Source organism: Belliella kenyensis, assembly GCF_022549675.1.
GTDB classification, from domain to species: Bacteria; Bacteroidota; Bacteroidia; order Cytophagales; family Cyclobacteriaceae; genus Belliella; species Belliella kenyensis.
On the sequence record NZ_JAKZGR010000003.1, the window covers coordinates 114936 to 129182 of the forward strand.

At 38.5% G+C, this 14247-nt stretch carries 9 protein-coding genes; 7 read left to right on the forward strand and 2 right to left on the reverse strand.

Going from position 1 to position 14247, the window contains the following annotated elements; genetic code table 11:
• Nucleotides 1-123: 123 nt before the first annotated feature.
• Nucleotides 124-984, reverse strand: a complete 861-nt coding sequence (locus MM214_RS03875) for an alpha/beta hydrolase (RefSeq protein WP_241292212.1) — start codon at nt 982-984, stop codon at nt 124-126.
• Between the two features lie 277 nt (nt 985-1261).
• Between MM214_RS03875 and MM214_RS03880 the strand changes: the two genes are divergently transcribed.
• The 4 genes from MM214_RS03880 to MM214_RS03895 all read left to right on the forward strand — a co-directional run bounded on the left by MM214_RS03880 (nt 1262) and on the right by MM214_RS03895 (nt 6029).
• Entirely contained in the window at nt 1262-1987 is a 726-nt protein-coding gene (locus MM214_RS03880) for a CPBP family intramembrane glutamic endopeptidase (protein WP_241292214.1), read from the forward strand.
• A gap of 58 nt (nt 1988-2045) precedes the next feature.
• Nucleotides 2046-2258 (forward strand): hypothetical protein, encoded by a 213-nt coding sequence (locus MM214_RS03885; RefSeq protein WP_241292217.1) that lies wholly within the window; start codon nt 2046-2048, stop codon nt 2256-2258.
• A gap of 273 nt (nt 2259-2531) precedes the next feature.
• Nucleotides 2532-3923: a glycoside hydrolase family 88/105 protein gene (locus tag MM214_RS03890; protein WP_376856712.1), complete on the forward strand. Its 1392-nt coding sequence runs from the start codon at nt 2532-2534 to the stop codon at nt 3921-3923.
• 141 nt (nt 3924-4064) lie between these two features.
• Complete coding sequence (locus tag MM214_RS03895; protein ID WP_241292219.1) at nt 4065-6029, forward strand: alpha-L-arabinofuranosidase C-terminal domain-containing protein; 1965 nt, start codon at nt 4065-4067, stop codon at nt 6027-6029.
• A 396-nt stretch (nt 6030-6425) separates the two neighbouring features.
• Here the strand turns inward: MM214_RS03895 and MM214_RS03900 are convergent, their stop codons facing one another.
• Nucleotides 6426-7580 (reverse strand): helix-turn-helix domain-containing protein, encoded by a 1155-nt coding sequence (locus tag MM214_RS03900; protein ID WP_241292221.1) that lies wholly within the window; start codon nt 7578-7580, stop codon nt 6426-6428.
• A gap of 347 nt (nt 7581-7927) precedes the next feature.
• Between MM214_RS03900 and MM214_RS03905 the strand changes: the two genes are divergently transcribed.
• Genes MM214_RS03905 through MM214_RS03915 form a run of 3 tightly spaced genes read left to right on the forward strand, consistent with a single transcriptional unit; the run spans nt 7928 to nt 14232 of the window.
• A complete protein-coding gene (locus MM214_RS03905; RefSeq protein WP_241292223.1) occupies nt 7928-11038 on the forward strand; it encodes a SusC/RagA family TonB-linked outer membrane protein in 3111 nt (1036 codons plus the stop codon).
• 10 nt (nt 11039-11048) lie between these two features.
• Nucleotides 11049-13010 carry a RagB/SusD family nutrient uptake outer membrane protein gene (locus MM214_RS03910; RefSeq protein ID WP_241292225.1) on the forward strand — a complete coding sequence of 654 codons (1962 nt, stop codon included), beginning with the start codon at nt 11049-11051 and terminating at the stop codon, nt 13008-13010.
• 22 nt (nt 13011-13032) lie between these two features.
• Complete coding sequence (locus tag MM214_RS03915) at nt 13033-14232, forward strand: DUF4959 domain-containing protein (protein ID WP_241292228.1); 1200 nt, start codon at nt 13033-13035, stop codon at nt 14230-14232.
• Nucleotides 14233-14247: the final 15 nt, after the last annotated feature.

The window sequence follows — 14247 nt, forward strand, 5'->3', positions numbered from 1 at the left end:
GGTTTTGTGAATGTATGCTGTTGGTGTAATCGGAATGCTCTCGCTTTGTTATTCTGATCAGTCTATGTTCTAAAATAAAAATGAGTCCAAATCACCGTTTAATTAGGGATTTGAACTCAAACTTTATTTGCTTTTCTGTTTTTCAAAAACTTGATTGACGAAAAGTATATGAAATGGTAATGCATCTGTCCAATAATCCCAAGTGTGAGCTCCAGGTCGCTCTATATATTGGTGCGGTGTGCCATTGTCAAGTAAGAGTTGGTGAAGCTGTCTGTTAGTTTCTATCAGAAAATCATCTATGCCGCAATCTATCAGTAGCTCTATGCCATTTTCCTTCATCTGATCGACAAGTCCTACGGCGGTATATTCACTGAAAGGATAGTCGTAATTGATTTCTCCTAGCATTTCCTGTTGACTCTTTTTTCTTTCGGCTTGGGTCGCCTCATTGCCTACCCATGTTCTCACGTCTATATTCATCACGCCACTCATAGAGCCAGCGGCAATGAAGAGGTCAGGGTTCTTTGCTGAAATCATCATCGCTCCGTGTCCTCCCATAGAAAGTCCCACGATGCCTCTTGATTTCCTGTCGTTGATCGTCGGGAAGTTCGCATCTACATAAGGTATGAGTTCCTTGCTGATATATGTCTCATACTTGACCGAGTCCATGAGTGGGCTATCATAGTAGTAAGAAAAAGGTGCTACACCAGGAGTTATAAGAATGATTTGGTACAAGTCAGCTAAGTCTTGAAGCAAATTGGGTTTTCTGACATTTCTATGCCAGTCCAGATAGCCACCCCATGCACCATGAAGCACATATACAGAGGGGAACTCTTGATCTTTTTCCTCGCTACCAGATGGCTTGACCACGGTGGCTTTGAGGGATTTCTTCATCGCTTGGCTATATACTTCTATGGTGTCAGTTTTTGCTTGGCTGATACCTCCGCTTAGCAATAGTATTAAAAATGTAAGTTTTAGTAGTTTCATAGGGTTTATAATGATTAGACGGGGGTAATTTAAGGATACCATACAAGAGACACAAGTAGTTTTTGTTTTTGGGAAGATTGTTATTTTAAACTGGTGTTTTTACTTTGAGAAGTGATTTGAGCTATTAGGAGCTTTTTAATATTTATAAGTATGAAGTTAAGATTTCTAATTTGCGTATTGATTGTATGGAGCATTGTCTTTGTAAGCTTCTTGACTTATATTTTTTTCCATTATGGAGAAAAATTTGGAACGTACTTAGCAGGATTGGGTGTTTGAAATGAGGTTATTTTTAGAAAGTGTTTTACCGATTTTAGTTATTTCTCCACTTATGATTTTTTTCATAAAAGACCGCTCTTGCATTAAAACTTTGATTTTGGCTTCAATTATTTTTGTAGTTTATCAAATAGTCCTTAAACTACCATTAGAGATCAGTGATTTGAGCCTTGTCAAAAGTAAATGGAATTGGTCAGGTAAGTTTTATTCGATTGTATTTGGGGTATTAGTGTATTTACTTTTACGAAGAAAAATTAAGCCCTTTGATTTCATTCGCTTAAAGCAAAATTATAAAATGTTAACAAAGACCATTTTATTGTCAACAGTTCCTTTAGGAATTGCAATGTTTTCTTATTTCGACACTTCAAAAGCTTTCGATTTTGAAACCCTTGTATTTCAATTAACAATGCCAGGGATTGATGAAGAACTCATGTTTAGAGCAATTTTATTGGGTCTTTTGCTTAAATCATTCAAGGATAAGTTTACAATCTTTAAAATCAATCTTGGAAATCCTAGTGTCTTGTTTGTTGCGCTTTTATTTGGCTTGGTTCATGGGATTCATGTGTCGAACAATTTGAAAGTTGGATTTGAGTTTGTTTCATTTTCAGGATCTTTCACCTTTGGATATATTTGGGGATGGGTTACCTTAATGAGCAGGAGTATATTACAAGCCGTAGTTTCTCATAATTTGACTAACTTTATTATGAGTTTATTAAGAATGGTCAATTAGTTAGCAACTGCTTGTTATCGTCAATTTTTAATGAAAATTTGATTAAACTATCATAGGAATGAAAAAGCATTTGAAACCACTTCTTTTGACTTTACTAATAGCTTATGCAGTTGGTGAAGGATTGAAATTGGTACTTGGAAGTGAAGCGGTTACTGGGGGACACTTAGTAGTGATGTCTGTGTCAGTTTACTTTTATTTAAGAAGGTATCCTTTTCCAAGTGCTAGAACTGTAAAAAATGAAAAATGGATCAATCAAAAAACAGAAGAATAAATGAGTTACTTAATGAAGTATTTGGAGGTTGCTTTTTGGATTTCAATGGGTATCATAGGTTTATGCCTTATCGCTTATATGTTTGGTTACTTGAGCGGAATGGTTGAATGTCAGTTGGACTGTATGTCTACCTTTTAAAATAAATCAAAACAGGTGCTAAGAAACAAATGCTTGGCACCTGTTTTCAAATGTGTTCCGACAGTACAGGAAAGTTTTTTGGAGTAATAAGCTATTTTTGAGCTTTGATAAAACAAATAAACCCTGTCAAAGAAAATGGAAAGCATAACCTTTAATGTCAAATCAATCTTTTTTATATTTTGCTTGGCTGTCTTGATGCTCAATTGTCAGCCACAATCTCAGAAATCAGAAGAACAAACATCAGGCGAGACTAGCGATAAGGAGATGAATGATAGTAACACACCACTTCATTTGCTACAGCCTGATTATCCTACCCCTTATGGTGCACCAGAAGCTTCTGAGGTGAAAATGGTGATAGATAGGGTGAGGGATTATTTGGACAAAGTGACGTTTGCAGAAATGCTGACTGAAGAAGGTGGAGATAAAATAAGTGATTATGATCAAGTAGATGAAAAATCTATATTGAAAAAAGGGGATTTTAGGCTTTTAAGCTATGAATGGGGAGTCACTTACGCTGCGATGCTACTGGCAGGTGAAGTGACCGGTGACGCTGCCTACACCGACTACACCAAGGATCGTGTGAAATTTTTAGCTGACTTGTATCCAAGATTTGAGAAAATGGGTGATGGTAAGCATGCCTTACATTCCATAGTAAAGCCAGGAGCTTTAGATGATTGTGGTGCCTTATGCGCTGCATTTATCAAGACAGAAGCGTCAGGACTTGATGCTGATGTAAATCCCATGGTCAACAATTTTATGGATTATATTCTCACCAAAGAATTCAGGTTGTCAGACGGGACTCTGGCAAGAAATAGACCTCTTAAAAATACACTTTGGCTAGATGACCTGTACATGAGTGTTCCTGCTATAGCCCAGATGGGTAAAAAGACTGGTGATCAAAAGTATTTTGATGAAGCTATAAAGCAAATCAGCTTATTTTCTAAACGGATGTTCAATGAGAAGAAGGGACTTTACATGCATGGCTGGGTTGAAGGTATGGAAGTCCACCCAGAATTTCATTGGGCAAGGGCTAATGGCTGGGCACTTTTGACTAAGGTAGAAGTACTGAAAGTTCTTCCAGAGCAGCATCCTGGTAGGAAAATGGTAATGGATCTTTTACATCAGCATATCAAAGGTTTAGCGGCACTACAGTCTGGCTCAGGTTTTTGGCATCAACTTTTGGACAAAAACGATTCATACTTGGAAACCTCTGCCACAGCGATCTATGCATACTGCATCGCAGCAGCAGTCAATGAAGGATGGATTGATGAATTGGCCTATGCACCAATGGCACTTTTGGCATGGAACGCTGTATCCACCATGGTCAATGAAGAAGGTCAAGTGGAAGGAACATGTGTAGGTACTGGAATGGCTTTCGATCCAGCATTCTATTACCACAGACCTGTAAACAAATATGCCGCTCATGGCTACGGACCTGTGATCGCAGCGGGTGCCGAGATCATCAGGATGCTCAATCAAAATGATTTTGAAATCAATGACAGTTCATTACAGCTATTGAAAAATTAGGGAGCTAATCTTTTGATGTGACTATGCTATAATCTACCATACTTCCTGTTCATATTTCATTTCTGATAAGTGTAATAATTACATTTAATTTATATCTTTGGTGTTGTAGAATCAAATAATAAACCTTAAGACATCAACATCATGAAGAGAATTACCTTTTCTCTATTGCTTGCAATAGGGATTTGCTGGGGAGTGTATGCCCAGCAGAAGATTAGTGCCTTTGAAGTAGACTTGAAAAGTAAGGGAGCAAGCATAGCCCCAGACATGTGGGGATTATTTTTTGAAGATATCAATTTTGCAGCTGACGGTGGTTTATATGCCGAAATGATCAAGAATTATTCTTTTGAATTTCCTTCTCCTTTTATGGGATGGCAGAGGATCCAAGAGCAAGGTGCTATGGGATACCATTATACTAAGCCACACTTGGATGAAAGTAAGAATAAGAAATTTCTTCAAATGCAGCGATTGAATGAAGAGGGCGTTTTCGGAATGTCCAATGCTGGATTTCGTGGAATGGCCGTGAAGGCCAATGCAAACTATAGGCTTACATTTCTGGCGAGAATTGCCAAAGGTGAAAACTTATCACTCAAAGCTCAGTTGGCAAAAGGGAGAAATATTTTGGCGGATGTAAATATCGAAGGGCTTACCAGGGATTGGCAAGAATACGAAGTGATGTTGACTGCGTCCGAAACAGCCGATCAAGTGAATTTTAGAATATTACTAGAAGGTGAGGGTGAGCTTGATATTGATATGATTTCACTTTTCCCTGAAGATACATGGAAAGGTCGAAAGCGTGGACTTCGAAAGGACATCGTGCAGCTCCTTGCAGACATGAATCCTGGCTTTTTAAGATTCCCAGGAGGCTGTATTGTCGAAGGTTTTGATTTAGAAAACCGATACCAGTGGAAAAATACCATAGGGGAGATGAAAGATCGAGGCACGATGATCAATCGCTGGAACATAGAGTTTGCCCATCGCAATGCACCAGATTATTTTCAATCATTCGGCTTAGGCTTTTTTGAGTACTTCCAATTGGCAGAGGATTTGGGTGCTGAGCCATTACCAATTTTGAGCTGTGGACTAGCTTGCCAGTATAATTCTGGTGAAATTGTACCCTTGGATATGCTTGATGAATATGTTCAAGACGCCTTGGACTTGATAGAGTTTGCCAATGGATCAGTAGAGACGGCTTGGGGTGCAAAGCGTGCAGCCATGGGGCATCCAGAACCGTTTGATTTGAAATACATCGGCGTTGGTAATGAAAACTGGGGGCCACAGTATATTGAAAGAGCGGATGTGTTTGAAAAGGCCATCAAATCTGCCTATCCAGATATGATTATCGTCTCTACTTCTGGCCCATCTCCAGATGGGCATGAGTTTGATTACTTATGGAAGGAATTGACCGCTAGAAAGGCGGAGTTGATAGATGAGCATTACTACAAGTCTCCAGAGTGGTTTTTGGAGAGTGCGAGAAGGTACGATAACTATGATAGGAATGGTCCAAAGGTGTTTGCTGGAGAATATGCGGCTCATTCTACCACTGAAAAAGATGCATTGAAAAAGAATAATTGGGAAGCGGCGCTTTCAGAGGCAGCTTTTATGACTGGTTTGGAAAGAAATGCAGATATCGTTCGATTGGCTTCCTACGCGCCGCTACTGGCACATGTAGATGGATGGCAATGGGCGCCAGATATGATATGGTTTGATAATTTAGGTGTTTATGCTACCCCGAATTACTATGTGCAAAAATTGTTTTCCACTAACCCTGGTACACATACCGCCAAGATTACAGCCAATGGGAATAGTGTAGCTGGTGAAGATGGAATGTACGCTTCCGCTACTATAGATGAGAAAGCTAAAGAAATTATCTTCAAAATAGTAAATACCAATGCGGAGATGCGAGCTTTTGATATCAAGCTTAGTGGGAATGTAAAAGGGAAAAATGCCACATGGATTGAATTACAATCAAACCAATTGGATGTGGCTCATTCATTGAAAGAGCCTAAGAAAATTGCTCCAGTAGAGAAATCAGTGGAGATTCAAAAAAGGGTAGTCAAAACAGAGCTTAAACCCTATTCTGTAAATGTCTTCAGGGTCAAGCTTTGATAAATAAAGGGTTAATGATTTAAGGCTTGGGTTAAACACCAAGCTTAAAGCTAAGCAGTCTAATTTGTTTTTCTTTGAATATAACTTTAACGAAAGCTATGTTCAACAATGCGATCTTATTAATAGGCATAACATTTTATGGATATGCGGAACTTTGCCAATAACATTACAAAATTCCGATTTATCTAACTTCCGATATAAATTGATATTGGATACTTATGGATATTGACTATTAACAACCTGTTGAGCCAATGAATTGAATTTGCTGGCAAAAAAGCGTATAATCAGATAACATTTGGAATAGTCGATAGATCAAATTGTGGTCTACAAGAAATTAAAAAATTCCCTGATTGAGAAATTTAGTTAGACTAAAATCTCGATTAGGGAGTTTTTATTTTACAACTTATCCCAGAGCAAGAGTTCAAGTTCGAGGTTGGTTCGCTCTTTTCCTTTGACAAGAAAAAGTGCTGTAAAGTAATCCACTTCCTCACCGATCATTTCAAAAAAGGTAGATTTGATCCAGTCTTCATTGGCAAACTTTTCAGTAGTAGCCTTGACACCAATATCATGATCTGAGAAAAAGACGAATTGCTCTGTACCATTTGGGCCTTTCATGCGAGACACCACTGCGTGTTCATATTGGGTACCATCTCCTATACTAAGGTTGATTAATGTGTCTTTTTCTGCTGCACTATTTTTATATGAGATGGTATATTGATTTATTTTGAACTTTGAGTTTTTATCATTGAAAAGGTCTAGGAAGATATTTTTGTTTTTCACTGGACCTATATAGATTGAGTTTACCTGAGAGATATCTTTGATGGAAGTCTGCGAAGTGAACCTGATATCAAAATCACTTTTATTTGCATGAAAAACCCTAGAAATATTTAGTGTGCCTGTAGCAGCTAAGCCAGTGACATAAGGGTAGTTAGCAGGGTATACAAAGTCTTTTTTATCAGGATTTTCTTCCAAGAAGGTATAATAGTCCTGTAAATTATTGATATTGTAATCTCTATTCCAACCATTTCGTCCGGTAACAGTGGTACCCATTACTCCAAAAAAATCACCCACAAATAAGGTCGTAGGCAATTTATTTGAAAAATAACTATGCCAAATGGGTGTTTTTTTGTTGTGATAAGAAAAGAAGCTAATACTAAAAATTAAGACCAAAGAGGCTGCTAGGAAAAAGTATCTTTTTTTTCTTCGTTTTTCAATGATAACCTTGGGGTCTTTGGCTCGCTCTATGAATTCTACATGGTATTGTCCTTTTTCGATTACGAGTTTTATGTTGTCATTTTTACCGTCGGAAGCATAGTATTTCTCTAATTTTTTTCTCAAATGATAAATATTCACCCGCATATGGGCAGCACTTTTTTCATCTGCATAGTCTTTTCCATAGAGTTCTACAGAGATGATATTCTCTTTCAAGTCCTTATTGGCCAATGACGCCTCTACCAGATACTTCAGAAGCATAGAAGTAGAAGGAGATTTAGAGAAAATCTTATTTGAAAGTACTTTCTGAAGAGCACTAAGTTGATCAGATTTATCCATTTTGGAAAATTTAGGGTTTGGTTAATCGAGAAGATAATCTTGCTTTACAGCGTTTGAGGGGTGTTTTTAACGGTTAAAGATACCGTTAAATCTCCGTTAAATTTAGATTTTTTGTTTTTAATTACAATAATTACTGGAAGGAAAGTCTGGTAAAAGTTTTAAAAGACATTCTTTATTCGGCATTCCTATAATTTGAAAGTATTAAATAAAAAAAGCCTATGAAAAACCAAAAAAAGAAATCACTAATTTCTTAATGGAATTTAGTTAAAACATTATTAACAAATAACCCAACCTAGAAAATGAAACAATGTTTACCATACAAGTTTATTATAACTTGTTTTTGTATTGTGCTTATATTACTTCAAGGGGAAGTAATAGCTCAAGACAATCAGATTACAGTAAAAGGAGTAGTCAGAGACCGAACAGGTGAGACTATAGTAGGAGCCAACGTGATATTAGAGGGCACTACCATTGGGGTGGTAACAAACCTCGACGGTGAGTTTGAGATCTCAGCACCTAGTAATGGAGTACTTTTAATAAGTTTTGTTGGCTACGAAACATCTAAAATTGCTATTCAGGGAAGACCTAACATCAATGTTGAGTTGAAGGATTCAGAGTCTACTTTGGATGAGGCGGTTGTAGTAGGTTTTGGAATGCAGAAAAAGGCCAGCTTGGTAAGTTCGATTACTACCATAAGACCAGAAGAGTTAAAAGGTCCAACAAGCAACCTGACCAATATGATAGCTGGTAGGGTATCTGGAATGATTGCTTTTCAGCGCAGCGGAGAGCCAGGATTAGATAATTCACAATTTTTTATTAGAGGTCTGGGATCCTTTGGCTCTGGCCAAGTTAGTCCTTTGATTTTGATAGATGGAGTCGAGTCAAGTGTTACAGACATGGCGAGATTGCAGCCAGATGATATTGAGGCGTTTTCTGTACTGAAAGATGCTACAGCTTCTGCTGTGTATGGTGCAAGGGGTGCAAACGGAGTGGTTTTGATCAATACAAAATCTGGATTTTCTGGTGAGACAAAATTTTCTTTTAGAGCAGAAAACCGTGTCTCTACCAATACCAGAAATTTTAATTTTGCAGACAATATCACTTACATGAATTTGGCCAATGAAGCTTCATTGACAAGAGAAAGGACGGCGGTTTTGCCTTATTCTCAGACCAAAATTTTCAATACGGCTCAAGGGAATGACCCATATTTGTATCCTTCGAATAATTGGATTGAACAGTTGATTAAGCCTTTCACAATCAATCAAGGCTATAACATGAGTGCGCAAGGTGGGGGTGAAAAAGCGAAATACTACATTGCGGGTACTTATAACATTGATAATGGGGTGCTTAATGTAGATCCTATCAATAATTTCAATAGTAATATTAAATTGAGGAATTACTCTATAAGGTCAAATATCAATGTCAATCTTACCAATAGTACGGAAGCTATCATAAGAATGTACGGTCAGTTTGATGACTTCAATGGGCCAGTTGGAGGAGGTGCAGCTACCTTCAACAGAGCAATTTGGTCTAATCCTGTGATGTTTCCAGCAGTTTATCCTTCGGAATTCTTACCTTTTATTGAACATCCCTTATTTGGAGGTGCCATTACAGGTTATGGAAGCACTACTTTGCTAATGAATCCTTATGCGGAGATGGTGAGAGGATATCAGCAATATAAAACTTCTATGATTCAGCCTCAAGTTGAGATCAAACAAAACCTTGATATAATCACCCAAGGGTTGAGTTTTAGGACAATGGGTTTTTTAAAACGATATGCCAGAGTAGACGTAACAAGGCAATATAATCCATTCTTTTACAGCTCAAGACTTGACCCAGCTACAGGAAGAATCAACCTTTCTGTGCTGAATGACGGAAGTGCTACTTCGGTGGGTACTCCCGGTACAGAATATTTGGATTATTCTCCAGGTGATAGAGCGGTCAATTCTAGAACGTACATGGAATCTGCGATTAATTACAACAGGACTTTTAATGAAAAACATGCAGTTTCTGGAATGTTGATTACCATATTCAATAGTTTTGAAGATGGCAATGCCATGACGGTGCAGTCTTCATTGCCTCAAAGAAATACTGGAGTGTCAGGTAGATTTACTTATGGATATGACGACAAGTACCTGGCGGAATTTAACTTTGGTTACAATGGTTCAGAGCGATTTGCTCAGAGTTACAGGTTTGGATTTTTTCCATCGATGGGCTTTGCCTACAGGATTTCTAATGAATCATTCTTTGAGGGTTTGAAATCAGTAGTAGATGAGATGAAGATCAGGGGAACAATGGGATGGGTAGGAAATGATGCTATTGGACTATTGAATGATAGATTTTTTTACTTGTCAGAAGTTAACATGAATAATGGAACATATGGAGCGACTTTCGGGGATGAGTTTGGATATTCTAGACCAGGTATCTCTGTTTCAAGATATGATAATCCTTTTGTAACATGGGAACGTTCCAGACAAATCAATTTGGGCTTGGATTTTACCTTATTCAACGCCTTTGATGTAATTGTGGATGCTTTTCAGCAGAATCGCTATGATATTTTACAACCAAGATCTGAGATAGGACCTACTATGGGTTTGATGGCAACACCGTTTGCCAATACTGGAGAAGTGATGAGTAGAGGGGTAGATTTGACCTTGTCATATAACAAATCAGTTGGGAGACATTCCTGGATCAACTTCAGAGGGAACTTCACTTATGCAACAAGCAAAATCTTGAAATTCGATGAGGTAAATTATCCTGATGATGTATCTTACTTATCCAGAGTTGGTCACCCAGTAGGGCAGACGTTTGGATACATTGCAGAGCGATATTTTGTAGATGATGCAGAGGTAGCTAATTCACCAGCACAATTTGGGACATACATGGGAGGTGATATCAAGTATTACGACACCAACGGTGATGGCGTCATCTCTCCATTAGACATGGTACCAATCGGACATCCTACTACACCAGAGATTATCTATGGTTTTGGTGGTACTTATGGGTACAGGAGATGGGATATTAGCTTGTTTTTCCAAGGTTCTGCACGATCATCTTTCTTTATCAACCCACAGAATATTTCTCCTTTTGTGATCAATGGAGGAGCGCAGAATGGATTATTGAGTGTAATCGCAGATAGTCATTGGTCTGAGGAGAATCGTGATCTTTATGCTTTTTGGCCAAGAATGAGCAGTTACTTTGTCGAAAATAATAACCAAACGAGTACCTGGTGGATGAGGAATGGAGCATTTCTTAGGTTGAAGAATGTAGAAGTAGGCTACAATGCACCTACTCAGTTTGCTGAGAAGTTGAAACTTAGAAGCCTTAGGGTATATGGCAGTGGGTCTAATTTGGCAGTTTGGAGCAATTTCAAAATGTGGGATCCTGAGATGGGTGGGTCAGGATTGGGATATCCAGTTCAGTCGGTATATAACCTAGGTGTACTTTTGGATTTTTAAATAAACAGCAATGACAAGAATTAGAAAAATCAAAAATATAATTATACTAAGCATTACCATGTTTGTCTTGTTTGGTATACAGTCTTGTGAGAGTTTTCTGGATGTAGTTCCAGATAATGTCGCAACTATAGAAAATGCATTTAAGTTGAGGAATGAAGCAGAGAAATATTTGTTCACGCTTTACTCCTTCATGCCCAGGAATGGCAATACAGAACACAACATTGGGCTACTGGCAGGAGATGAACTTTGGATTCCTTACGAAAAAAGTATCACAAGTTATGCTTTTGAGATAGCTCGTGGCAATCAGAGAAGAGCGAACCCTTTTATGGATGTGTGGAGTGGCAGACTTCAAGGTGGCGGTCCACAACCTAGTGGAAGCGCATATGGTCATTATCGATTGTTTACAGGGATTCGACACTGCAATATATTCTTGGAAAATCTTCAAAGAAGTGGTTCTGTTCCGGATCTAGGAGAAATAGAGAGAAGGAGATGGATTGGTGAAGCGGAGTTTTTGAAAGCTTATTATCATTATTACTTGCTTAGGATGTACGGGCCTATTCCGATCATCGATACAAATGTGCCTATAGATGCACCAGAGGATGAAGTGAATGTCAAAAGACGCTCAGTGGATGATGTTGTGAATTACATTGCTGATCTTTTAGAAGAAGCAGCGGATAAGCTACCGATGACTATCACAGATAGAACTACAGAAATGGGGCGGTTAACTAGACCTGCGGCCATGGCACTAAGAGCTAAACTCTTAGTGATGGCAGCTAGCCCACTATTCAATGGGAACAGTGATTATGCGACGCTGACTAATAAAGATGGTGAGCAGCTCTTCAATACAAGTTTTGAGATGTCTAAATGGGAAAGGGCTTTGGCTGCTACTACAGTAGCTGTAGCAGATGCTGAAGCGGCGGGTCATTTTTTGTACCAGTTTGGTCAGACCAATTTCAACCTAACCGACACGACGATTACTGAGCTAAGTATAAGACAAGCTGTCACAGAGCGGTATAATCCTGAGCATGTTTGGGCAAATCCAGTAAGTGTAGCTGTCAACTTACAAAGGGATGCAATGGCACCTCTTATGGCAGGGCACGATCATAACCATGCGCGCAAAATTCTATCAGCTCCGATTAAAATTGCTAGACAGTTTTATACCAAAAACGGTGTGCCAATCAATGAGGATAGGACTTTAGACTTTTCTGCTATTGATGCCTTGAGAACTGCCACTAGAGAAGAAAGGTTTTATATTGAGGAAGGTTTTAGAACAGCCAGAATCAATTTTGATAGAGAGCCAAGGTTCTATGCATCCTTAGGATTTGATGGAGCAAAGTGGTATAAATATGATAGCCCTACTCAATCAGATGAAGGCACCTATGTGCTTCGGGCCAAGTATCCTGACTATGCTGGAAGTAGCCATGCTTTTCATACCAATGAAACAGGCTACTATATCAAAAAGTTGGTTGATTGGAATCAAGCAATGACAACTTCATCAGCTACTTATAGAGGATATGCTTGGCCTGAAATAAGGATGTCAGATTTGTACTTATTACATGCAGAGGCGATGAATGAAGTAGAGGGATCTAATCCAACAGTCATTGAATATATAGATAGAGTTCGTGCAAGAGCGGGATTAGAAGGTGTAGTATATTCTTGGCAGAACTTTTCGAACAACCCTAACAAATATTCTTCAAAAGATGGACTTCGTGATATCATCCATCAAGAAAGAATGATTGAATTAGCGTTTGAAGGTCAAAGGTTTTGGGATTTAAGAAGATGGAAAAAGGCCAATTCGTTTTTGAATCAACCTATTACGGGTTGGAATGTAAGAGGAGAAAATGAAGCTTCGTATTACCAAATAGTAACGTTGTTTTCACAAAGATTTGTAGCCCCTCGAGATTACTTTTGGCCTATCGGGGAATCAGCTATTATTCAAAACCCAAACTTGGTGCAGAACCTTGGTTGGTAACATTAACCCAAAATTAAAAATCATGAAAAATATAAATTTAAAGCACTTTATATGGATCAGCTTGAGTTTGCTAGCAATCTGGTCATGTGCAGAGGAAGACGGAAGGGAGCCTTTCTCAAAAAACTTAACGCCTCCAGGACAAATTAGTGAGTATTCTGTTGAAAATTTGCCAGGAAGGGCTAAGATAACCTATTCACTACCTTCCGATAAAGATTTATTGTATATCAAAGCTCAATACACGCTTGGAAATGGAAGGAAAATGGAGGTAAAATCATCATACTTCAATAATAGTTTGGTAGTAGAAGGTTTTGCAGATACACTTTCTCATGAAATCAAACTATACAGTGTAAATAGAAGCGAGGTAGCATCAGAACCAGTTTCCGTAATGATAAAACCTTTGGAAGCACCTCTCTGGGAAGTATATAGAAGCTTAGAAGTAAATACTGCTTTCGGTGGAATTAGGATCAATGCCTTAAACCCTTTCCGTGAAGATATTGCGATATTGGTAATGGAGAAGAATGAGTATGGAGATTGGGAAATTGACCCAAATAGTGTCTATACTTCCACTGATTCGATCGACTATGCCATCAGAGGAATGGACACCACTATGCATGAGTTTGCTTTTACAATAAGAGATCGTTGGTTGAATTATACTGATACAGTATTTCAAGATATCAGTCCACTTTTTGAAATGCCACTACCCAAAGCAAACTACAGAGGATTTCCTCTTCCAGGAGATGCACCTGGTCATCCGTCAACTTCACATGCAGGAATGTGGGATGGGAATATTATCGACTGGCCATCTATTTACATGACTCAAGCTGTACATCAAGGGCCTCATACGATTACTTTTGATGTTGGTGTATTGGCCAAAATGAGCCGAATTGTCATATGGGATTACCCTGAATACTTTAATGGAAGAACATACTATTATTTACACTGTCTGAAGGAATTTGAAATCTACGGCACGGATAATCCTAACCCTAACGGCAGTATGGACGGATGGGAGCTTCTAGGAAGATATAATGCTACAAAGCCTTCAGGCCTTCCTCATGGTCAGCAAACAGATGAGGACTTCAGAGTAGCAAATGAAGGGTTTAGTTGGGAATTTGATATCAATGCTCCAAAAGTCAGATATCTGAGAATTCGATCTACTAGAAACTGGGGTGGAAGTACAAACATGGCCATTTCTGAAATTCAAGTTTATGGAGACCCAAGGTAATCTAAGTTCACTCAA